The organism is Chryseobacterium sp. SC28 (genome assembly GCF_003932955.1).
Classification (GTDB): Bacteria; Bacteroidota; Bacteroidia; order Flavobacteriales; family Weeksellaceae; genus Epilithonimonas.
On record NZ_QOVY01000015.1, the window covers coordinates 1 to 21,017 of the forward strand.

Sequence of the window (21,017 nt, forward strand, 5' to 3'; positions counted from 1 at the left end):
GAATTACCTCCAAAATCACATCTTTTACAATGATTCAATATCTCAATTTCTTTGTTTTCAAAAGAAGTTTGAACAAAATTAAAATGAATTTATCCTAAATGCACAACAGGTTTCTATTAATTCATTTTGCTTCAGAATCTTATAGACGGGATGAAATTCAGAATGTGGCGGCCTCGTAATATTATATTTTTTGATCCAAGCGCTTATGCTGACGTGCGAAACACCGATTATTCTTTCGATTTCCCGATAGCTTAAGCCTTCCAGATAAAGTTGCAAAGCCTTGGTGACGTAATAATCGTCAATTTGTTTCCCCATTTTTTTAACGGTGAAATTATAGTTGCAATTTTTGCAGTAGAACCGTTGTTTGCCCTTTATAATTCCGCTTTTTGTAACATTCTGGTTGTTGCATTTTGGACATTGATTTTCCATATCTATACCTTTTTTGCAAAGATATAATAACTTAGCAATATTTGATTTTTACTCCTAAGATAAAATATTGAAAAAGTTTATTTTTCAGATAAAATTATCTTTATAATTTGTCTATTTAAGATAATTATACTTATTTTTGCAACTTAATTAGATAAAAAAGATGAAAATAGAGGTTTCGTCAGAGAAACATTTGATCTACGTAGAGGACATCCGACAGGAAATGGAAGACTCTGCAAAAAAGCGCGGAACGGGCATCGCAAAACGGTCTGCCGCCTATCTTAGTCAGAAGATTGCGGAAGGCAATTCTGTGATTGCAATGGACGACAATGCAGCCTGGGCGGGCTTCTGCTACATAGAAACCTGGACAAACGGGGAATATGTCGCCAATTCCGGGTTAATCGTTTCACCTCCGTTCAGGAATGTCGGTTTGGCAACTCAGATCAAGAAAAGAATTTTCCAGCTGTCCCAAGAGAAATACCCCGAGGCCAAGATTTTTGGTTTGACCACCGGAATGGCCGTGATGAAAATCAATAGCAGCTTGGGCTACAAACCGGTGATATATTCTGAACTTACTCCAGACGAACAGTTCTGGAACGGTTGCAAAAATTGTGTAAACTATGATATTCTGATGATGAAGAACCGCAAAAATTGCCTCTGCACCGCCATGCTTTTTGTGCCAGAAAATCTGAATAAAGGAAAAAAGGAGAATTTTGAATCCATAAATAACAACAATGAGTAAGAAAGTGCTTTTGGCGTTTAGCGGCGGTCTGGACACGTCTTACTGCGCCAAATATCTGAGCCAAATTTTGGATTACGAAGTTCACGCCGTCACAATCAATACCGGTGGTTTTGACGAGAATGACAAAATTTCTTTAGAAGAAAAAGCAGAAAAATTAGGCGTTGCTTCCTATAGATTTGTAGATGCCTCGGAAAAATATTATAACGATTGCGTGAAATATTTGATTTTCGGTAATGTGCTGAAAAACAATACTTATCCGCTCTCTGTCAGCGCAGAAAGAACCATTCAGGCACAGACGATTGCGCAAGTTGCTCTGGAAATCGGAGCAGATGCCATTGCGCACGGAAGCACGGGCGCAGGAAATGACCAAGTTCGTTTCGATTTGATTTTCAGCGTAATATGCCCCAAAATCGAAATCATAACACCCATTCGGGATTTGAGTTTGTCGCGCGAAGCCGAAATTCAGTTTCTCAAAGATCACCATTACGAAATGGATTTTGACAAGGCAAAATATTCCATCAACAAAGGACTGTGGGGAACTTCCGTCGGCGGAAAAGAAACTTTGACGTCTAGATTTTCTCTTCCAGAAGATGCCTATCCTTCAAAAGTTGAGAAAACCGAACCATCAAATCTTGAAATCGAATTCAAAAATGGAGAACTAATTTCCGTCAACAGCGAGGCGGTTTCTCATCCCGTTTTAGCCATTCAGAAGATTGAACAATTGGCCTCGCCATACGGAATTGGCCGCGATATTCATGTTGGAGACACCATTGTCGGCATCAAAGGCCGTGTCGGTTTCGAGGCTGCTGCCGCTGCAATTATCATCAAAGCGCATCATCTTTTGGAGAAACATACCCTTTCCAAATACCAGCAGACCATCAAATCACAATTGTCCGATTGGTACGGAAACTGGCTGCACGAAGCACTTTTTCTCGATCCTGTGATGCGGAATATCGAATCTTTTTTGCAGGATTCTCAGAAGATGGTCAATGGAAAAGTCTTTGTCACGCTTCATCCCTATCGTTTTGTTCTGAATGGAATTGAATCCGAAAATGACTTAATGTCCTCAAAATTCGGAAGTTACGGCGAAGAAAATCTCGCTTGGACGGGCGACGATGTCAAAGGGTTTACCAAAATCCTTAGCAACGCGCTCAATATTTATCATCAGGTCAATAAATTAAATTAAAATAATTGGACGAAGTCAATCTTTTTTGCTCACGATTTCACTTAAAAAGAACATGAAGACAAGCAAATAAGAATTTCCGCTCCTTTAGATTTGCATCAATAAAAAGGGGATCAAGGTCATAGCAAACTTAAAAAAAATCAACTTAAAATAAAACTTTGCGCTCTTTGCGTCTAAAATAAAAAATGAAAGAATCAGTCGGAATCATCGGAGCCAACGGATATACAGGCAGCGAACTCGTTCGTTTACTCGCATTCCACCCGAAGGTAGAAATCAAATTTCTGTTCAGCCGTTCCAATTTCGGCCGGAAGATTTCTGATTTATATCCGGATTTGGATTCGATATGTGATTTGACTTTGACCAACGAAGTTGATGAGGCAGACATCCTTTTCCTTTGCCTTCCCCACAAAGAAAGTCAAAACTGGTTGAGGGAAAATCCGGTTCCAGATGGAACTTTGATCATTGATTTAGGAAATGATTTCCGCCTCGATGGCAAATTTGGAAATAGAAATTTCGTTTACGGTTTGCCTGAGATTTATTTTGATGAAATCCAGGATTCAAAAAGCATTTCCAATCCCGGCTGTTTTGCGACCGCAATTCAGCTGGCGTTATTGCCTTTGGCCAAGGAAAATGTGCTGAAAGATGTTTACACCACGGGAATTACCGGTTCGACCGGCGCAGGACAATCTTTGCAAGCTACCACGCATTTCACGTGGCGAAATGACAATATTTCCGCTTACAAAACTTTGAATCATCAGCACGTCGATGAGATTATTAAGCAAATAAATAGGCTTAATGAAGAAAAAGTCGAACTCCATTTTGTGCCTTGGCGTGGCGATTTTGCCAGGGGGATTTTTACAAGTTCAATTATTGGATGTGATTTGGAATTAGAAAAAATTTATTCCTTATATAAAAACTTCTACAAAGATTCGCCTTTTGTAAAAATTTCAGCGAAACCGATTGATATGAAACAAGTTGTGAATACTAATTTCTGCGTCATCCAAATCGAAAAACAAGGAAATAAAATAGCCGTTCATTCCGCCATCGATAATCTGCTGAAAGGCGCATCTGGACAAGCAATTCAAAATATGAACATCGCAAATGGCTGGGAGCAACATCTTGGATTAAACTTAAAATCATTGGCGTTTTAGATCAATCAACTATCAACCCAAAACCATCAACCAAAATGAATTTATTCAACGTATATCAACTTTTCAATATCAATCCTGTGAAGGCTGAAGCTTCTTTCCTTTGGGATGAAAACGGACAAAAATACCTCGATTTTTATGGCGGCCACGCCGTGATTTCCATCGGTCACAACCATCCACATTACGTTGAAAAACTGAAAAATCAATTGGATAAAATCAGCTTTTATTCCAATTCGGTTCAGAATAATTTGCAAATCGAGTTGGCCGAAAAATTGGGAAAATTATCAGGTTACGAAGATTATTCCCTTTTTCTTTGCAACTCGGGAGCGGAAGCCAACGAAAATGCATTGAAATTGGCTTCATTTCATAACGGAAAAAAGAAAGTGATTTATTTTTCGGAAGCCTTCCACGGGCGAACTTCGGCTGCAGTTGCCGCGACGGACAACCCAAAAATTGTAGCGCCAATCAACAAATCTGACAATTTTATCAAATGCGAATTCAATAATTCTGAAGAATTGGAAAAGATTTTTGCGGAAAATCGAGAAGAAGTTTCTGCGGTCATTGTAGAAGGAATTCAAGGCGTTGGCGGCATCAATTTGTTGGAAAAAGAATTCATTTTAACAGTTGAAAAATTATGCAGAGAAAATGATGCAGTTTTGATCTTGGACGAGGTGCAGTCGGGCTATGGCCGTTCCGGGAAATTCTTTGCCCATCAGGAATTCGACATTCAGCCGGATTTGATTACCGTTGCAAAAGGAATGGGAAATGGTTTCCCGATGGGCGGCGTTCTGATTCATCCAAAATTCGAAGCGAGTTACGGATTGCTCGGGACCACTTTTGGAGGCAATCATCTCGCTTGCGCTGCTGGAATAGCCGTTTTGGACGTGATTGAAAATGAAAATTTAATTCAAAATTCAGAGAAAATCGGAGCTTATATCGAAGAAAAAATTAAAGATTTTCCTCACATCAAAAGCATCAAAAGACGCGGTCTTATGATTGGAATCGAGCTGGATCAGGCTTGTGCCGATGTCAGGAAAGCATTGCTGTTTGAACATTTTATTTTCACCGGAAATGCCAATGACAGGAATGTTCTGCGGATTTTACCGGCGCTCAATATTTCGGAAGAAGAATCCGATTTGTTCATCACTGCTTTGGAAAGTGTCTTAAAAATAATGAACCACAAAATCGACAAAAATCTTATTGAAAACTAATTTAATCACATCCAAATTAATTTTCTGGATTAAGATTAAAAGTAAAATATAGACTTTTCTGGTTAAAATCTTTGATGAGTTTGTACTTTATACTGAGCTTGTCGAAGTGTCTTTGCGAACAAAAAAAACAGCGAATCACATAAAAAAATCTTTGCGCTTTGCATTCAAAATAATAATCAACATGAAAAATTTCACTTCGGTTTACGATATAGATCATTTGCGGGATCTCATTGCAAAAGCCTTAAAAATAAAAAAAAATCCATTAGGAAATCCGACTAAAGGCAAAGGAAAAACGATTGGTTTGGTGTTCCTCAATTCCAGCTTGCGAACCAGATTGAGTTCTCAAATTGCCGCTCAAAATTTAGGATTAAATGTCCTAACGCTCAACGCTGCACAAGAAGCCTGGAATCTAGAATTTGCAGACGGAACGGTGATGAACGGCGATACCGTAGAACATATCAAAGACGCCATCGAGGTTCTGAATCAGTATTGCGATATCATTGCCGTAAGATGTTTCGCCGGACTGAAAAGTAAAGAAGACGATGTGAAGGAAAGCATCTTGAGCCAGTTTTTGAAACACGCCAAAGTTCCCGTTATTTCTTTGGAATCTGCGACGCGTCATCCGCTGCAAAGTCTGGCAGATTGCCTCACAATCACAGAAAATTGGCCTTTCGACAAGTTCGGAATTAACAGAAAACCTAAAGTCGTTTTGACTTGGGCGCCTCACATCAAACCGATTGCGCAAGCTGTTGGGAACTCGTTTGCAGAATGGATGCAACAAATGGACGTCGATTTTTTGATTGCAAATCCGGAAGCTTACGATTTGGATAAAAATTTCACAAAAGACACAAAAGTAGTTCATAATCAGGACGAAGCGTTGAAAAATGCCGATTTCGTTTATGTGAAGAACTGGTCGTCTTTTGAGGATTATGCCGCGATGCCGCAAGTTGAAGAAAACTGGATGTTGACCACCGAAAAATTAAAATCGACCAACAATGCAAAGGTGATGCATTGCCTTCCTGTACGTAGAAATCTGGAATTGAGCGATGAAGTGATCGATGGCGAAAACTCAATCATATATCAGCAGGCGAAAAACAGAATCTTCTCTGCACAAGTGGTTTTTTCTGAAATCTTAGATGAATTAAAATAAAAGCAAGATTTAATCTTTGCTGAGCGTAAGCGCCTTTGCGAACCTTAAAATATTTTCAATAATAGATAAAAAATCTTAGCGCACTTTGCGTTCAAAACAAAATGCTAAAACTAAAAATCATAAAAATAGGAGGCGCTTTAATCGATGACGAAAAAGCATTGAACGTTTTTCTTGAGCAATTTTCAAACATTCAGGGGGCTAAAATTTTGATTCACGGTGGCGGAAAATTAGCTAGTAAGCTCGCCGAAAAACTGGATGTTCCGCAACAAATGATAGAGGGCAGAAGGATTACCGACAAAGCTACTTTGGACATCGTGACAATGGTTTACGCTGGAAATATTAACAAAAATATGGTGGCAAAACTGCAGAGTTTTGGTTGCAATGCGATGGGATTTTCCGGAGCTGACGGCAATTTAATTCAAGCGGAAAAAAGACAACATCCAAGCATCGATTTTGGATTTGTTGGCGATATTAGCGAAAAAAGTATCAATAAGGAATTGATGATCAATATGATGAATCTGGGTTTGGTTCCGGTGTTTTCTGCAATCACCCACGATAAAAAAGGAGATCTTCTAAATACCAATGCAGACACGATTGCCGGAACGATTGCGATGGCTTTATCAAAGATATTTGAAACCGAATTGCTGTTCTGCTTCGATAAAAATGGGGTTTTGGAAAATATAGATGATGAAGATTCAAATCTTAAAACCATCAATAAAAAAGAATTTTCCAAGCTTAAAAATGAGGAAAAACTTAGCAAAGGAATTCTTCCAAAACTCGAAAATGCTTTCCAAGCCAAAGAAAATGGCGTTCAGAAAGTAGTTCTCATCAATGAAAAAAAACTGTCAGACCAAATCAAGAAAGGAAATGAAGGAACTGAAATCTGTCTTTAGCAGAGAGGAATTGACGGAAAACGCCGTCAAATTGTTGAAAAAAATCATTGCAACCCCATCTATGAGTCGCGATGAATACAACGTTTCGCTCATTATTGAAGGCTTTTTCACTGAAAATCAACTGAAGGTGAACCGATTCAAAAATAACATTTGGGCCGCCAATAAATATTATGATCCTGCCAAACCATCGATTCTTCTCAATACGCATCACGACACGGTAAAACCTAACAAAGCTTACACTTTGGACCCTTTTATTCCGGTTGAAAGAGATGGAAAAATATTTGGTTTGGGAAGCAACGATGCAGGCGCCTCTTTGGTGGCGATGGCGCAGACTTTTCTTTATTTTTATGAAGCGCAAGACTTGTCGCACAATCTCGTCATTGCTTTGACGGCGGAGGAAGAAATCTCAGGTTTGGACGGCATCGAAGCTTTGTTTCCGCAACTTCCAAACGTAGAATTAGCCATCGTCGGCGAGCCTACAAAAATGAATCTGGCACTCGCAGAAAAAGGTTTGCTCGTCATCGATGGCGAAATGCTGGGAACGCCTTCTCACGCCGCACATCCGAACAATGACAATGCGATTGTAAAATGTATGAAGGATCTGCAAAATATCCTCGGTTTCAAATTCCCAAAAGTTTCCGATTATTTGGGCGAAGTGAAAGTCACATTGTCAGTTATCAACGCAGGAACGCAGCACAACGTGGTTCCTGAAAAATGTAATTTTACTTTGGATGTCCGCGTGACAGACGAATACACGAATCGAGAAGTTTTCGAAATCGTCCAATCGCAGATGAAATCCAAACTGACACCGAGGTCTTTCCGCTTAAAATCCTCAAAAATCGACGTCAACCATCCGGTTGTTCAGGCGGGATTGGCGTTGGGCAGGACAACTTATGGTTCGCAGACATCCTCGGATCAAGCGATTATTCCGTGCCCATCGGTCAAGTTGGGACCCGGCGACAGCTTGCGTTCCCACACCGCCGACGAATTTATCTACATCGACGAAATCCGAGAAGGCATCGATGTTTACATCAAAATATTAGAGAAAATATTGTAATAAATTTTAAGGATTTGGGCAGCTTTTCCGCCTTCCGCTCCCAATCTTTTTTGCCGACGATTCCAGTTTAAATAGAACTTGAGTATACGCAAAAAAGGATTTCCGCTCAAGTCGGGCTGCAGATTCAGTATAAAACAAGAGAAGGTTAATAACCACAAAGTTTGTCATTCCGTAGGAATCTCAACCGTTTAGATTCCTCAGAATGAAAAAAGAACTTTAAAATTTAGTCTTAGCTGAGCGTAAGCGCCTTTGCGAACCTTAAAAATGTTTTCAATAAAAATCAAAAAAAACTTTGCGCGCTTTGCGTTCAAAACATCAAAATATTACAAAATGAAAAAAATCTGGCAAAAAGACAATACGACAACCAATGATTTGGTTACAAAATTCACCGTCGGAAAAGACCTGAATTTTGACGAAAAATTAGCAAAATACGATGTCTTGGGTTCTATCGCTCACGCAAAAATGCTGGCAGAAGTTGGATTGATTCGTCTTGATGAAGAGCAGGCAATCGTGGCAGTTTTGGAAGAAGTTCTCTCAGAAATCGAAAAAGAAAGTTTCGAAATCGATAAAACTGCAGAAGACATCCATTCTCAAATCGAAAATATCCTCATCGAAAAATTGGGCGAAACCGGAAAGAAAATCCACACGGCAAGATCCAGAAACGACCAGGTTTTGACCGATATAAAACTTTATCTAATTGATGAAATCCGAGAAATCACGGAACTCACCGATTCCTTTTTTCAGATCTTAAAGGACAAAGCCAACCTTCATAAGGAGGTATTGCTGCCTGGATACACGCATTTTCAGATTGCGATGCCATCGTCTTTCGGCTTGTGGTTTGGAGCGTATGCAGAATCTTTGGTTGACGATTTGGAATTGCTGTTTGCGACTAAGAATATCATTAATAAAAATCCCCTCGGTTCGGCCGCCGGCTATGGATCATCTTTCCCGATTGACAGAGAAAGTACGACGTACAAGCTCGGCTTCAGAACCCTGAATTACAACGCAGTTTATGCGCAAATGACGCGCGGTAAATCGGAAAAACTACTGGCCAGTTCGTTGTCGGTTTTAGCAGGAACTCTCAGCAAATTCTCTTACGATGTTTGTCTTTATTTAAGCCAAAATTTCGATTTCATAAGCTTTCCGAAAGAATTTACGACCGGAAGCAGTATTATGCCACACAAGAAAAATCCGGATATATTCGAATTGGTAAGAGCAAGATGCAACCGGATTCAGGCTTTGCCAAACGAGTTGATTTTGGTAACGAATAATCTGCCTTCAGGTTATCACCGAGATTTACAAATGACGAAAGAAATCCTTTTTCCAGCCATCGATTCTTTGAAAGAATGTCTGGAAATCCTGATTTATACACTTCCGAATATCGAAGTGAAAGAAAATATTCTCGACGACGAAAAGTATAAGTACATTTTCAGCGTCGAGAAAATCAATGAAGAAGTGCAGAACGGGAAATCATTCCGGGAGGCCTATGTGAAAGTCGGTCAGGAAATAGAAAATGGCGTATTTGAGTATGATTACAAAGAACTCACTCACACACATCAAGGCAGTTTGGGAAACCTTTGCCTCGACGAAATCGAATATCAATTTAATAAAATAAGAGATAAATTGTTGGGCTAAATTAAGTCTTTGTTTTCTTTGCTAAGTTTTACGCCTTTGCGAACTTAAAAACGTTGAATTGCTTAAAAAAACTTTGCGTTCTTTGCATTTAAAAATTTTAATCAAGCTTAAATTTCGTAGATTTCTTAATTTCGGCCAAAACGATAGAACTGTGATATTGCCCGATGTGCGGGCTGTTTGAGATCACATTGACGGCAAAATGGTTATAGGAATTAATATCTATTGCCAGGATTTTTAGCTGATAGTCATATTCACCAGAAAGGCTGATGATTTCTTGCACTTCATCATATTTTGAGATATAATTTTCAAAATCTTTTAATGTGGTTTGAGATTGCTCTTTGAGCCGCACGTTGCAATAGACCACGATGTTGATTCCCAGTTTTTCTCGGTTGAGGAGCGCAACATATTTCTCTATAACGCCATTTTTTTCAAGATTTTTGATGCGCTCATAAGTCGGCGTGAAAGTAAGACCGATTTTTTCGGAGATTTCCTTCACAGAGAGCGTAGAATCGTCCTGAAGAAGGGAAAGTATCAATTTGTCTTTTTTGTCCAAACTCATAGTAAGATCATTCTTTCAAATGTAAAGAAAATATTTGATTGACAAAATTATACACGCAGAAGTTGATTGATTTTACATAAAAAAATGATTGATAAGATTTCGTAATCTCGAAAATATTGGTACATTTGCAGCTAATGAATCTGGAACAGAATTTAGCGACAAAAATATTTGGCAGTATTGCCGACAACAACAATATTTTTTATATTTAGCGGAGTCTTTTAGGCTTCGTTTTTTTTATTTATAAATTTGAAATATGATCAAGCTGTCCCGCGTCTCTACAGAGAGCATAGAAAAAATTTTACAAGAATCACAGGAATTTGCCGACGGTAAAGTCAGCACAATTAAAGGCGATGTGTTCGCTGCCAACCTGTTTTTTGAGAATAGCACCAGAACCAAAACAAGCTTCGAAATGGCCGAGAAGAAACTCGGATTGCAAGTCATCGATTTCGAAGCCGAAAACAGCTCGATTGCCAAAGGCGAAACGCTTTCGGATACCGTCAAAACCTTGGAAGCCATCGGCGTAGAACTGGCCGTCATCAGACATCCGGAAAAAAGATATTATGACCAGCTTCAGGATGTTAACCTTTGCATCGTCAATGCCGGCGATGGTGTTGGAAGTCATCCGACACAGGCTATTTTGGATGCGCTGACGATCATTCAGGAATTTGGCAAGATCGAAGGTCTCAACATCGGAATCGTGGGCGATGTCAAGCACAGCCGTGTGGCGAACTCGGCTTCCGGACTGTTCCGGAGATTGGGTGCTAAAGTCTATTTCTCGGGACCCGAATTCTGGTTTGACGAAGGAATGCTGGTCAACGGAACGTATATGCAGTTCGACAGCCTCGTGAAAGGTGTGGATGTTTTGATGTTGTTAAGAATCCAACACGAGCGTCACGAGCGGCATTTCAACTTCAAACCCGAAGATTATCTCAAGAAATTCGGTTTGACAAAAGAAAGAGAAAAGAAAATGAAACCCAATGCCATCATTATGCATCCGGCGCCCATCAATAGAGGCGTGGAAATAGATTCGGATTTGGTGGAATGTGAAAGATCGAGAATTTTCAAGCAAATGCGGAATAGTGTTTTTGCAAGGATGGCGATTCTCAAATATGATCTGGAGGAAAGAGGTTTCGAGTTTATCGATTCCAAAAATTAATATTAATTCACGCTTTTCGGGCGTGTTTTTTTTGAGTAAAAATGAAATAAAGAAAAAAGAAACAAGAAACAAGAAATCTCGATTCTTAAATCTATAAAAAGTAAATGAAAAAGAAATTAATATTAGAATCCGGAGAAGTATTCAATGGGATAGGATTTGGCGCAGAACAGGATACTGCCGGCGAAGTGGTTTTCAACACCGGGATGACGGGTTACCAGGAATTGATTTCTGACCCCAGCTATTGCGGACAAATCGTTTGTATGACCTATCCTTTGATCGGAAATTACGGTATCAACCGCGACGATTACGAAAGCATCGAACCGGCCATCAAAGGTTTAATCGTGAAAGAATTGTGCGATTTGCCTTCCAATTTCCGAACTCAAATGACTTTGGACGAGTTTTTTATCAAGAAAAATCTCTCGGGAATTTCAGGAATCGACACCAGAAGACTGACCAGAATCCTTCGTAATAAAGGTGTTGTAAAGGGAAAAGTCGTGAATGCTGAAACGGACGAAAATTCCGTGATTGAAGAATTGAAAGTGACCAATTTCCCAATCAACCAAGTAGAACAGGTTTCCACAAAAACAGCTTATGCAAGTCCGGGAAGAGGCTTCAAAGTCGTGTTGGTAGATTTCGGTTCCAAGTTGGGAATCATTCGCGAATTGTCTCAAAGAAATTGCGACATCATCGTGGTTTCTCAGGACACAACAGCAGAAGAAATTTTATTGATGGATCCGGACGGAATAATGCTTTCCAACGGTCCCGGCGACCCGGAAGATGTAAAAGGTGCTTCAGAAATGATCAATGGATTGCTTGGAAAAGTGCCGATTTTTGGGATTTGTTTGGGGCATCAATTGATTGGTTTGGCTTGTGGCGCAAAAACTTATAAACTGAAATTCGGTCACAGAGGTGGCAATCATCCGGTTTTGGATTTAGAAAAAAATAAAGTGGCCATCACTTCTCAGAATCACGGTTACGCAATTGACCGGGAATCTTTGAAAGACACAGACTTAATCGAAACACACATCGCACTGAACGACAGAACCAACGAAGGTTTGAAGCACAAAATCCATCCTTGTTTCTCAGTTCAATACCACCCGGAAGCAAGTCCAGGACCTGAAGATGCGAATTATCTATTTGATGATTTTATAGATTTAATGTATCAATTTAAGAATGTAACAGTCTAACAATTCATCAAATAATCCAATGATAAATTTTGAGAATAATCCTTTAATCACAAAAACAGTAAAATTTTCATTAGATATTATTGATTATTGTGAACTTTTGGAAGAGAAAAAGAAATACGTGATTGCCAAACAATTGTTACGTGCAGGAACTAGTATTGGTGCTAATTCATTTGAAGCACAAAATCCGTACAGCAAAAAAGATTTTATTCATAAAATAAAAATTGCTGCGAAAGAACTTGAAGAAACAAAATATTGGCTGTATCTCTGTAAACATTCTCCTAATTATCCTTTTGATGAAAATTTAGAATTACAGCTAATAGAAATAGGAAAAATAATTTATAAAATATTAAGTACAAGTCTATCAAAAGAAAAAGGCTCGTAACATTGTTACACTGTTAAATTTATACATTGTTATATTAATTAAAATGAAAAGAACAGACATAAAAACAATTTTAGTAATCGGCTCAGGTCCCATCATCATTGGCCAGGCTGCGGAATTTGATTATTCGGGAACACAGGCTTGCCTTTCCCTGAGAGAGGAAGGTTACAGCGTGATTCTAATCAATTCCAATCCGGCAACGATTATGACCGACAAGGAGATTGCCGATAAAGTTTATATCGAACCGATTTCTCTGGAATTCGTTTCCAGAATTATCAGAAAAGAACGTCCGGACGCCTTGTTGCCGACTTTAGGTGGACAAACCGGACTTAATATGGCCGTGGAATTACAGAAATCCGGAATCCTGGAGGAATGTAAAGTGGAAGTTTTAGGAACCAAATTAGACGCCATCAACCAAGCCGAAGACAGAGACCTTTTCCGCGAATTGATGCACGAATTGAACGAGCCCGTTCCAGATTCCGACATCGTAACAACCGTGGAAGGCGCGATTAACTTTGCCAATAGAATCGGTTATCCGGTCATCGTTCGTCCCGCTTTTACAATGGGCGGAACAGGTGGTGGAATTGCGTCAACAGAAAGCGAACTTCGCGAAATTGCTGAATTGGGATTGAAATATTCACCCGTGACGCAGTGTTTGATAGAGAAATCCATCGCAGGTTTTAAAGAGATTGAATACGAAGTGATGCGTGACAAAAACGACAACGCCATCGTAGTTTGTAATATGGAAAACATCGACCCGGTTGGCGTTCACACGGGAGATTCCATCGTGGTTGCGCCTTCGCAAACGCTTTCCGATAGAGAATATCAGATGCTGCGAAATGCATCTCTCAAAATCATCCGAGCTTTAGGAATCGAAGGCGGCTGCAACGTTCAGTTGGCTCTCGACCCAAATTCTTTTGATTATTATATCATTGAAGTGAATCCAAGAGTATCGCGTTCATCGGCTTTGGCAAGTAAAGCAACTGGTTATCCGATTGCAAAAATCGCTGCAAAAATTGCTGTTGGATTGACATTGGACGAAATTAAAAATCCTGTAACCGGAACGTCTTACGCTTGTTTCGAGCCAGCTTTGGATTATGTCGTGACCAAGTTTCCAAGATTCCCTTTCGATAAATTTGAAACGGCGGACAGAAGATTGTCAACGCAGATGAAAGCAACCGGAGAAGTAATGGCCATCGGAAGAAACTTCGAGGAATCTTTGCATAAGGCCATCCGTTCTTTGGAAACCGGACTTCGTCATTTGGGACTGAAAACCAAACAAGCTCTGGCGCTTACCGACGAGGAAATCGAACGAAGAATCCGCGTTTGTGATGACGAAAGATTGTTCATCATCGGCGACGCTTTGCGAAGAGGTTACGACTGGGAACAAATCGTTGAATGGAGCAAAATCGATAAATTCTTTATCTGGAAAATCAAAAAATTAATTGATTTCGAGAAAATAATTGCAGCCAACAAATTCGATAAAGAAACGCTCATTGAGGCTAAAAAATTAGGTTTTGCAGACCTTAATATCGCTCATCTTTGGGAAACGACACAGCGTGAAGTTTTCAATTTCAGAAAAGAAAACGGCGTGATGCCGGTTTACAAAATGGTGGATACTTGCGCCGCAGAATTTGAATCGGAAACACCTTATTTCTACGGAACTTACGAGGAGGAAAATGAAAGCGTCGTTTCTGACAAGGAAAAAATCATCGTTCTTGGTTCTGGTCCAATTAGAATCGGTCAGGGTGTAGAGTTCGATTATGCAACGGTTCATTCGGTTTGGGCGATTCAGCAGATGGGTTACGAGGCGATTATCATTAATAATAATCCGGAAACGGTTTCCACAGATTTTTCGATTGCGGACAAATTATATTTCGAGCCTTTGGCTGAGGAAGACGTGATGAACATCATCGAACTCGAAAAACCAAAAGGCGTTGTGGTTCAGTTTGGCGGACAAACTGCCATCAACTTAGCGGATAAATTAGCGGCGCACGGCGTTCAAATCTTGGGAACTTCACTCGAAGATTTGGATAGAGCGGAAAACAGAGATAAATTTGAAAAAGCGCTTCAGGAATTGGGCATTCCTCAACCGCTCGGTAAAACTTCGACTTCAAAAGAAGAAGCGATTGTGATTGCCAACGAAATTGGTTATCCGGTTTTGGTTCGTCCGAGTTATGTTTTGGGCGGACGCGCGATGGAAATTGTTTATAACGAAGAAGAACTGTCTTATTATATGGAAAATGCCGTGGAAGCCAGCCCCGATCAGCCGGTTTTGATCGACCGATATTTGACGGGTCAAGAAGTGGAAGTGGATGCCATCTGTGACGGCGAAACGACCGTGATTCCCGGGATTATGGAACATATCGAAAGAGCCGGAGTGCATTCCGGAGATTCCATCGCTGTTTATCCACCACAACATTTGACGGAAACTCAAATCAAAACTCTTGAAGATTACACATTAAGATTAGCTAAAGGATTGAAAGTCATAGGATTGATGAATATTCAATACGTCATTTCCAACGGAGAAGTTTTCGTAATCGAGGTGAATCCACGGTCGTCCAGAACCGTTCCTTTCTTGTCCAAAATCACGGATGTTCCGATGGCAAATCTTGCTACAAAAGCAATCCTCGGAGCCCAATTGAAAGACCTTGGTTACACATCCGGATTGATTCCGAATAAAGAAGGCATTTTCGTTAAAGTCCCCGTATTCTCTTTCAGCAAACTCACGAAAGTGGATATCCAGTTGGGCCCGGAAATGAAATCAACCGGCGAAGTGATGGGCAAAGATTCCACCTTCGAAAAGGCTTTGTACAAAGGCTTGATCGGAGCCGGACGGAAAGTTCCGACGCACGGATCGATTTTATTTACAGTCGCCGATCAGGACAAGGAAGAAGCGTCTGAAATCGCGCGAAGATTCCACACCATCGGCTTCAGAATCTGGGCAACCGAAGGCACTGCGAAGTATTTTGAAGAAAAAGGAATTCCGACCAAAATAGGTTACAAGATTGGAGAAGAAGATGTCAATTTGATTGATTTGATTCAAAAAGGAAAAGTCCAGTACGTTGTCAATACAACTACGAAAGGGAAACAAGCCGAAAGAGACGGTTTCCAAATCAGAAGAATGAGCGTTGAAAACGGTGTACCCTGTCTGACATCGATGGATACAGTTGAAGCGATTTTGAAGGTGATTGAGAGTATGACTTTTAAGATGGAAGTGATGTGATTTGGAGCTCGCGATTTATAGAGCCGAAAATCTTTGAATATTTCAACAAAAATACAAAAAATTACTTGTCCATTTTTCGGTTGTTGCATCATTTCGAAACTTCTAAATTTGTTTCATTAATCCACCACAACTTATGAATATCAGTTTCGAGCAGATGTTTCAGGCTTCTTTCCGAAAAGATTCGCAGTTCGAAGGCGTCTTTTGGATGGGTGTAAAAACCACGGGAATCTTCTGCCGCCCCACTTGTACCGCCAGAAAACCAAAGTCGGAAAATGTCGAGTTTTTTCTTAATATAAAAGACGCGATTCTCAATGGATACCGGCCTTGCAAAATTTGCAAACCGCTGGAAAATCCCAATGAGACGCCGATGGAAATTCAAAAGTTGATCAATGAATTATCCGAAAATCCGGAACTCAAATTCAAAGATTTGGATTTAATTAATAGAGGTTTGGAGCCCGCAACCGTGCGCCGATGGTTTCTGAAACACCACGGAATGACTTTTCACGCTTTTCAAAGAATGATCAAGATCAACTCGGCTTTCAAAAAAATACATCAAGGTGAAAATATCTTGGACGTCGCTCTGGATAATGGTTACGAAAGCCTCAGCGGTTTCAATGATCATTTCAAATCCATCATCGGGATGTCTCCAAAAAAATCGAAACTGGAAAAAATTATCGATCTCCAAAGGATCGAAACGCCACTCGGAACGATGATTGCCTGCGCCGACGAAAACGGAATTTGTCTGCTGGAATATTCTGACAGAAAATCTTTTTCGAAAGAGTTGCAGGAGATTTCAAAATTTTTAAAAGCCAACATTATTCCGGGCAACAATCCTCATTTTCAGACTCTAAAAACAGAACTTCAGGAATATTTTGCGGGAAAGAGGAAAGAGTTCACGGTTCCGCTCTCAATGGTTGGCACAGATTTTCAGAAGCAAGTCTGGGACATTCTGAGAAGCATTCCGTACGGAACCACCATAAGCTACGAGCAGCAAGCCAATCTTCTTGGAAATCCAAAAGCAGTTCGAGCCGTTGCCAATGCCAATGGACTTAATAAAATTTCGATTATCATTCCTTGCCACAGAGTCATCGGAGCCAACGGAACTTTGACAGGCTACGGCGGCGGAATATGGCGAAAGCAGAAATTGCTGGAGCTGGAAAAGTCGATTTTGAAAAAAGTTGAGCATTGACCAGAGTTGCTCACAAAACCAATTCTTCGAACAATCTCTCGAAAGTTTTTTCTAAATCCAAAGTGGCGCCGGGATGAGGACGAGATGTTTGAATCACAGCACTTTTCACAGCCGTCAGCCATCGGAAACGTTCTGGGATTTCCAATTGGGCAATCGAGCCGGCAGACTTATCTCCATTCGCAATTTTGACGAACGAGTCCAAATGTTTTTTGACTTCGTCCAAATCGATGCTCGGATCGAGTAATCGCAATTTCTCCTCACAAAGATGAATTTTGACTTTGATGAATTTCTCTTTTTTTGAGAACAAGATCAATCCAACGTTGAAGAACTCTTCACGCTCCGGCTTCGGCACAAGACGAATCACGGCATATTCATATAACTTTTGTTCTTGCATTTTGGGCTTCGTTTAGAAAGTTATCAGAATTATTGCGTCTCAATGTCAGGAATTGGAAATAAACATCTTTTATTTCGGCCGGAGAAAGATCGCTATCACTCCATTGCAACCAATCTTCGGGGATCAGTTCCACGATTTCCCGCAGAACTTCATCCGTCAAAATCGCTTTGAATTTTTGATTCGCAACTTCCAATTCCGAAGCCTGAGGCAACAGAACGTGATCCTTAATCATCACAAACGGACTCACTGCATTCTTCTCCCAATTGTCCCAAGAATGGTGGAAATATAAGGACGCGCCATTGTCGATTAGCCACAATTCCTTGTGCCAAATCAGCATATTAGTATTTTTGAAAGTACGGTCGATATTCGTGAGATAAGCATCCAGCCATACGATTTCCGATGATAATTTTGGGTCGATCTTCACGGCATTTGGATCATACGTGATAGCGCCCGAAAGGTAATGCAAAGCGAGGTTGAGACCGCTGCTGGCCTTCAGAAGATCCTGGATTTCTTCGTCGGCTTCGCTCCGCCCGAAGTCTGCAGAAAGGTTGGCGAATACCAACTCCGGAATGCGAAATCCCAAGACTTGCGCTATTTTTCCACCAACTAATTCAGAAATCAAGGCTTTGACGCCGTGGCCTGCGCCGCGGAATTTCAGGACATATTTGAAATCGTCGTCCGCTTCTGCCAAAGCCGGCAAGGAGCCGCCTTCGCGCAATGGCAAGATGTATCGGGTGACTGTGACTGTTCGTAGTGAAAGATCCAAGTTGTATTTTTATGCAAAAATAAACTTTAATTTTTATTAGGTCAGCTTTATCCCTTTTTCTCCTTTATCGATGCAACTAAAATAAAAATGATTGGAGATTAATGGTGTGCTGGCTTCACAAAGGTGAGACGATCTTCAGACAGCATTATATTTCGCTTTCATTTTACTTTTCCTATTTTTGAAAAAAATAAAACAATGTCTAGCTTCATCGACTTTGGAATTGCACAAAAACAGTATCACGGAATGAACAGAATCACACAACTTTTCAACATCAAATATCCAATCATCCAAGGCGGAATGGTTTGGCACTCTGGCTGGCGGCTGGCTTCGGCTGTTTCCAATAATGGTGGATTGGGACTGATTGGTTCGGCAAGTATGTATCCGGATATTCTCAGAGAAAATATCCGGAAATGTAAAGCCGCAACAGATAAGCCGTTCGGTGTCAACATCGCTTTGCTTTATCCGAATCTCGATGAAATCATTAATATCATCTTGGAAGAAGGCGTAAAAATCGTTTTCACTTCAGCCGGAAATCCGAAAACTTACACTGAAACTTTGAAAAAAGAAGGCATCCAAGTGGCTCACGTGGTTGCCAGTTCAAAATTTGCCGTCAAATGTCAAGATGCCGGCGTAGATGCCGTGGTAGCAGAAGGTTTTGAAGCGGGCGGACACAACGGAAGAGAGGAAACGACAACACTGTGTTTAATACCGAATGTGAAAAAACATATCGATATTCCATTAATTGCAGCGGGCGGCATAGCGCTGGGATGTCAGATGAAAGCCGTTATGATTCTGGGTGCAGATGGTGTGCAAATCGGTTCCCGTTTTGCGGCAACTGTTGAAGCGAGTTCGCACGAGAATTTCAAAAATAAAATCGTGGAACTGAAAGAAGGCGATACGCAACTTACTCTCAAAGAATTAGCGCCGGTTCGGTTAATTAAAAATAAATTCTATTACGATCTCGAAAAACTGTACGAATCCGGCAGAAATGTTGAAGCTCTGAAAGAAACCCTCGGCAGAGCGCGTGCAAAACTCGGAATGTTTGAGGGCGATATGGAGGAAGGCGAACTGGAAATCGGACAAGTTTCTGCGCTGATTGACGAGATTCTTCCTGTTGAGAAGGTTTTCGAGAATCTGATCAGAGAATTCAATGAAGCGAAAGTAGAGCTCACGTTGTGAGAAGAAACAAGATAAAAGGCAAAATATTATAAGAAACAGGATAAAAAGCAAAAGAATCAAGCGGAAGGGTTCAGAACCGTAGGTCGAGAAGGTTTAATTTTCGAATTTTTATCATTCATCAATTATCATTCATCAATTATCAATTATCATTAACCATTAACCATTAATAATTAAAAACGTGTTCTCCAAACAAGAAGCGCAACAACTAAAAACAGAATTCTGGACGGCTTTTGGGAGAGCTTTTCCAAGAAAATGGCTGTTATATGATACAAAAATCCAGGATTTTTCTTTTAAGTTCTATGCAGACAACAACAAAGCGGAGGTTTCTGTGGATATCGAAATGAAAGACGAATTGTTCCGAAATGCATATTTTGAGAAGTTTCAGTCGTTGGAAAATTTGCTTAGAGGTGAGATTGGCGAGTTCCAGATGGATGAGTTTTATACCTTGGAAAATGGGAAAGTCATCAGCAGAATTTGGGTTGAGAAATCTGGCGTAAGCATTTTTAACAAGCAAACCTGGCCGCAGACTTTCGAATTCTTTGTCGAGAAAATGAGTGCTTTTGAAATGTTCTTTTACGAGTATGAGGACTTCATCAAATCAGTTTAAATAAAAATAAATTATACTTTTTACGCAATACATTTTACAATTAATGAAAAATATAACAATAAAAGCCAACGACTTCTTCGAATTACTGAAACTAAAAGGAGAATCTATGTGGGATATTTTTGCACAATTAATTGATGATGTAGAGATAGAGATCACGTTTGTGGATGATAATGACGAGTATCTTTTTCATTATATTTTACCTAAAACTTTGGAAAAATTACATTCAGATAAAGAATTGTTTGCAAAAGAGTACGCTGACAAATTATCAGGACTTAGATAAGCTCTTCTTCCATTCCAGATAACCGATAATTGCCATTATGGTAAAAATGATATATTGGATGGCAGTGATTCCGAGGCCTTTGTAGATCATCATCGGGATACAAATAAAATCTGCAACAATCCAGAAAATCCAATTCTCAATGTTTCGTTTGGCCATAAAGTACATTCCTACAAGAAACAGAGAAGTGGTAATGATGTCCGTGAAATTGGCCCAATCCAAGTGATAAAGTCCCAAAGTGACACCACTCATAGAAAACTGATTGTCGATAAATGGTTTGTAGTAATAAACAACTCCGACAAAGAGTAAACTTCCTAAAAATAAAAATGTCCCGATCTGCCAATCTTTGAGGCTCGCTTTTTTCACGTTCACGTGGATTTGATCTACGGAATGTTTTGCCCAAAGAATCCAACCATATATACTCATCACAGTATAATAGACATTGATGAGCATATCGCCCAGCAATCCGAAAACGTACATAATATAGATGAAAAGCACGGTCGAAATAATACCCGTTGGGTAAACCCAAATATTTTGTCTGATAGAAAAATAAACACTTAGCAAACCGAAAAACACGGCAATGGCTTCTAAATAAATAAGATAGGTATCGTAAGATTGGTATTGCGTGGCAAGCGTTTGCAGAAAATCCATTT

21 protein-coding genes are annotated in these 21,017 nt (G+C 40.0%); 16 read left to right on the forward strand and 5 right to left on the reverse strand.

All coding sequences use genetic code 11. The features are described from left to right. Nucleotides 1-78: 78 nt before the first annotated feature. A complete protein-coding gene (locus DTW91_RS09235) occupies nt 79-315 on the reverse strand; it encodes a helix-turn-helix domain-containing protein (RefSeq protein ID WP_185144767.1) in 237 nt (78 codons plus the stop codon). 274 nt (nt 316-589) lie between these two features. Between DTW91_RS09235 and DTW91_RS09240 the strand changes: the two genes are divergently transcribed. The 8 genes from DTW91_RS09240 to argH all read left to right on the forward strand — a co-directional run bounded on the left by DTW91_RS09240 (nt 590) and on the right by argH (nt 9,445). Continuing rightward, nucleotides 590-1,168 carry an N-acetyltransferase gene (locus DTW91_RS09240; RefSeq protein ID WP_228412697.1) on the forward strand — a complete coding sequence of 193 codons (579 nt, stop codon included), beginning with the start codon at nt 590-592 and terminating at the stop codon, nt 1,166-1,168. Further along, complete coding sequence (locus tag DTW91_RS09245) at nt 1,161-2,354, forward strand: argininosuccinate synthase (protein WP_125203100.1); 1,194 nt, start codon at nt 1,161-1,163, stop codon at nt 2,352-2,354. The genes DTW91_RS09240 and DTW91_RS09245 overlap by 8 nt, the downstream gene beginning before the upstream one ends. 182 nt (nt 2,355-2,536) lie before the next feature. Then, the gene (gene argC, locus DTW91_RS09250; RefSeq protein WP_125203101.1) at nt 2,537-3,502 is read left to right on the forward strand and encodes an N-acetyl-gamma-glutamyl-phosphate reductase; all 966 of its coding nucleotides are present in this window, start codon (nt 2,537-2,539) and stop codon (nt 3,500-3,502) included. A 35-nt stretch (nt 3,503-3,537) separates the two neighbouring features. Continuing rightward, complete coding sequence (locus DTW91_RS09255) at nt 3,538-4,710, forward strand: aspartate aminotransferase family protein (protein ID WP_125203102.1); 1,173 nt, start codon at nt 3,538-3,540, stop codon at nt 4,708-4,710. A 181-nt stretch (nt 4,711-4,891) separates the two neighbouring features. Continuing rightward, complete coding sequence (locus DTW91_RS09260; protein WP_125203103.1) at nt 4,892-5,860, forward strand: acetylornithine carbamoyltransferase; 969 nt, start codon at nt 4,892-4,894, stop codon at nt 5,858-5,860. A 101-nt stretch (nt 5,861-5,961) separates the two neighbouring features. Continuing rightward, nucleotides 5,962-6,753, forward strand: coding sequence for an acetylglutamate kinase (gene argB, locus DTW91_RS09265; protein ID WP_125203104.1), 792 nt, complete (start codon nt 5,962-5,964; stop codon nt 6,751-6,753). After that, nucleotides 6,728-7,810, forward strand: a complete 1,083-nt coding sequence (locus DTW91_RS09270) for a M20 family metallo-hydrolase (protein ID WP_125203145.1) — start codon at nt 6,728-6,730, stop codon at nt 7,808-7,810. The genes argB and DTW91_RS09270 overlap by 26 nt, the downstream gene beginning before the upstream one ends. 330 nt (nt 7,811-8,140) lie before the next feature. Further along, complete coding sequence (gene argH / locus DTW91_RS09275; RefSeq protein ID WP_125203105.1) at nt 8,141-9,445, forward strand: argininosuccinate lyase; 1,305 nt, start codon at nt 8,141-8,143, stop codon at nt 9,443-9,445. Nucleotides 9,446-9,542: 97 nt separating this feature from the next. On the opposite strand, the gene DTW91_RS09280 is transcribed toward argH, so the two are convergent. Further along, on the reverse strand, nt 9,543-10,004 hold the full coding sequence (locus DTW91_RS09280) for an Lrp/AsnC family transcriptional regulator (RefSeq protein WP_228412698.1): 462 nt from the start codon (nt 10,002-10,004) through the stop codon (nt 9,543-9,545). Between the two features lie 253 nt (nt 10,005-10,257). Here DTW91_RS09280 and DTW91_RS09285 point away from each other — a divergent pair, with 253 nt between their 5' ends. The 5 genes from DTW91_RS09285 to DTW91_RS13000 all read left to right on the forward strand — a co-directional run bounded on the left by DTW91_RS09285 (nt 10,258) and on the right by DTW91_RS13000 (nt 17,141). Then, nucleotides 10,258-11,160, forward strand: coding sequence for an aspartate carbamoyltransferase catalytic subunit (locus DTW91_RS09285; RefSeq protein ID WP_125203106.1), 903 nt, complete (start codon nt 10,258-10,260; stop codon nt 11,158-11,160). Nucleotides 11,161-11,264: 104 nt separating this feature from the next. After that, a complete protein-coding gene (gene carA, locus DTW91_RS09290) occupies nt 11,265-12,347 on the forward strand; it encodes a glutamine-hydrolyzing carbamoyl-phosphate synthase small subunit (protein ID WP_125203107.1) in 1,083 nt (360 codons plus the stop codon). A 19-nt stretch (nt 12,348-12,366) separates the two neighbouring features. Next, nucleotides 12,367-12,729, forward strand: a complete 363-nt coding sequence (locus tag DTW91_RS09295) for a four helix bundle protein (protein WP_125203108.1) — start codon at nt 12,367-12,369, stop codon at nt 12,727-12,729. A gap of 43 nt (nt 12,730-12,772) precedes the next feature. Beyond that, complete coding sequence (gene carB / locus DTW91_RS09300) at nt 12,773-15,952, forward strand: carbamoyl-phosphate synthase large subunit (protein ID WP_125203109.1); 3,180 nt, start codon at nt 12,773-12,775, stop codon at nt 15,950-15,952. A 133-nt stretch (nt 15,953-16,085) separates the two neighbouring features. Next, nucleotides 16,086-17,141 (forward strand): bifunctional transcriptional activator/DNA repair enzyme AdaA, encoded by a 1,056-nt coding sequence (locus tag DTW91_RS13000; protein ID WP_185144768.1) that lies wholly within the window; start codon nt 16,086-16,088, stop codon nt 17,139-17,141. A 10-nt stretch (nt 17,142-17,151) separates the two neighbouring features. Here the strand turns inward: DTW91_RS13000 and DTW91_RS09310 are convergent, their stop codons facing one another. Both DTW91_RS09310 and DTW91_RS09315 read right to left on the reverse strand, forming a co-directional pair. Further along, complete coding sequence (locus tag DTW91_RS09310) at nt 17,152-17,535, reverse strand: DUF3037 domain-containing protein (protein ID WP_125203110.1); 384 nt, start codon at nt 17,533-17,535, stop codon at nt 17,152-17,154. Next, on the reverse strand, nt 17,513-18,301 hold the full coding sequence (locus DTW91_RS09315; protein WP_125203111.1) for a HipA family kinase: 789 nt from the start codon (nt 18,299-18,301) through the stop codon (nt 17,513-17,515). The genes DTW91_RS09310 and DTW91_RS09315 overlap by 23 nt, the downstream gene beginning before the upstream one ends. 243 nt (nt 18,302-18,544) lie before the next feature. On the opposite strand from DTW91_RS09315, the gene DTW91_RS09320 reads away from it, so the two are divergent. The 3 genes from DTW91_RS09320 to DTW91_RS09330 all read left to right on the forward strand — a co-directional run bounded on the left by DTW91_RS09320 (nt 18,545) and on the right by DTW91_RS09330 (nt 20,367). Further along, complete coding sequence (locus DTW91_RS09320) at nt 18,545-19,480, forward strand: NAD(P)H-dependent flavin oxidoreductase (RefSeq protein WP_125203148.1); 936 nt, start codon at nt 18,545-18,547, stop codon at nt 19,478-19,480. A 178-nt stretch (nt 19,481-19,658) separates the two neighbouring features. Then, nucleotides 19,659-20,087: a DUF4268 domain-containing protein gene (locus DTW91_RS09325; RefSeq protein WP_125203112.1), complete on the forward strand. Its 429-nt coding sequence runs from the start codon at nt 19,659-19,661 to the stop codon at nt 20,085-20,087. A gap of 43 nt (nt 20,088-20,130) precedes the next feature. Continuing rightward, nucleotides 20,131-20,367 (forward strand): hypothetical protein, encoded by a 237-nt coding sequence (locus tag DTW91_RS09330; RefSeq protein ID WP_125203113.1) that lies wholly within the window; start codon nt 20,131-20,133, stop codon nt 20,365-20,367. Here the strand turns inward: DTW91_RS09330 and pnuC are convergent. After that, nucleotides 20,353-21,015: a nicotinamide riboside transporter PnuC gene (gene pnuC, locus DTW91_RS09335; protein WP_125203114.1), complete on the reverse strand. Its 663-nt coding sequence runs from the start codon at nt 21,013-21,015 to the stop codon at nt 20,353-20,355. The genes DTW91_RS09330 and pnuC overlap by 15 nt on opposite strands. Nucleotides 21,016-21,017: the final 2 nt, after the last annotated feature.

Bases quoted from the DNA above. Each gene is read 5' to 3' on its own strand.
- argB (WP_125203104.1), top strand. From the start codon at position 5,962: ATGCTAAAACTAAAAATCATAAAAATAGGAGGCGCTTTAATCGATGAC.
- DTW91_RS09235 (WP_185144767.1), bottom strand. From the start codon at position 315: ATGGGGAAACAAATTGACGATTATTACGTCACCAAGGCTTTGCAACTT.
- carB (WP_125203109.1), top strand. From the start codon at position 12,773: ATGAAAAGAACAGACATAAAAACAATTTTAGTAATCGGCTCAGGTCCC.
- DTW91_RS09245 (WP_125203100.1), top strand. From the start codon at position 1,161: ATGAGTAAGAAAGTGCTTTTGGCGTTTAGCGGCGGTCTGGACACGTCT.
- argH (WP_125203105.1), top strand. From the start codon at position 8,141: ATGAAAAAAATCTGGCAAAAAGACAATACGACAACCAATGATTTGGTT.
- DTW91_RS09285 (WP_125203106.1), top strand. From the start codon at position 10,258: ATGATCAAGCTGTCCCGCGTCTCTACAGAGAGCATAGAAAAAATTTTA.
- DTW91_RS13000 (WP_185144768.1), top strand. From the start codon at position 16,086: ATGAATATCAGTTTCGAGCAGATGTTTCAGGCTTCTTTCCGAAAAGAT.
- DTW91_RS09320 (WP_125203148.1), top strand. From the start codon at position 18,545: ATGAACAGAATCACACAACTTTTCAACATCAAATATCCAATCATCCAA.
- DTW91_RS09280 (WP_228412698.1), bottom strand. From the start codon at position 10,004: ATGAGTTTGGACAAAAAAGACAAATTGATACTTTCCCTTCTTCAGGAC.
- DTW91_RS09330 (WP_125203113.1), top strand. From the start codon at position 20,131: ATGAAAAATATAACAATAAAAGCCAACGACTTCTTCGAATTACTGAAA.
- argC (WP_125203101.1), top strand. From the start codon at position 2,537: ATGAAAGAATCAGTCGGAATCATCGGAGCCAACGGATATACAGGCAGC.
- pnuC (WP_125203114.1), bottom strand. From the start codon at position 21,015: ATGGATTTTCTGCAAACGCTTGCCACGCAATACCAATCTTACGATACC.
- DTW91_RS09295 (WP_125203108.1), top strand. From the start codon at position 12,367: ATGATAAATTTTGAGAATAATCCTTTAATCACAAAAACAGTAAAATTT.
- DTW91_RS09255 (WP_125203102.1), top strand. From the start codon at position 3,538: ATGAATTTATTCAACGTATATCAACTTTTCAATATCAATCCTGTGAAG.
- DTW91_RS09270 (WP_125203145.1), top strand. From the start codon at position 6,728: ATGAAGGAACTGAAATCTGTCTTTAGCAGAGAGGAATTGACGGAAAAC.
- DTW91_RS09310 (WP_125203110.1), bottom strand. From the start codon at position 17,535: ATGCAAGAACAAAAGTTATATGAATATGCCGTGATTCGTCTTGTGCCG.
- carA (WP_125203107.1), top strand. From the start codon at position 11,265: ATGAAAAAGAAATTAATATTAGAATCCGGAGAAGTATTCAATGGGATA.
- DTW91_RS09240 (WP_228412697.1), top strand. From the start codon at position 590: ATGAAAATAGAGGTTTCGTCAGAGAAACATTTGATCTACGTAGAGGAC.
- DTW91_RS09260 (WP_125203103.1), top strand. From the start codon at position 4,892: ATGAAAAATTTCACTTCGGTTTACGATATAGATCATTTGCGGGATCTC.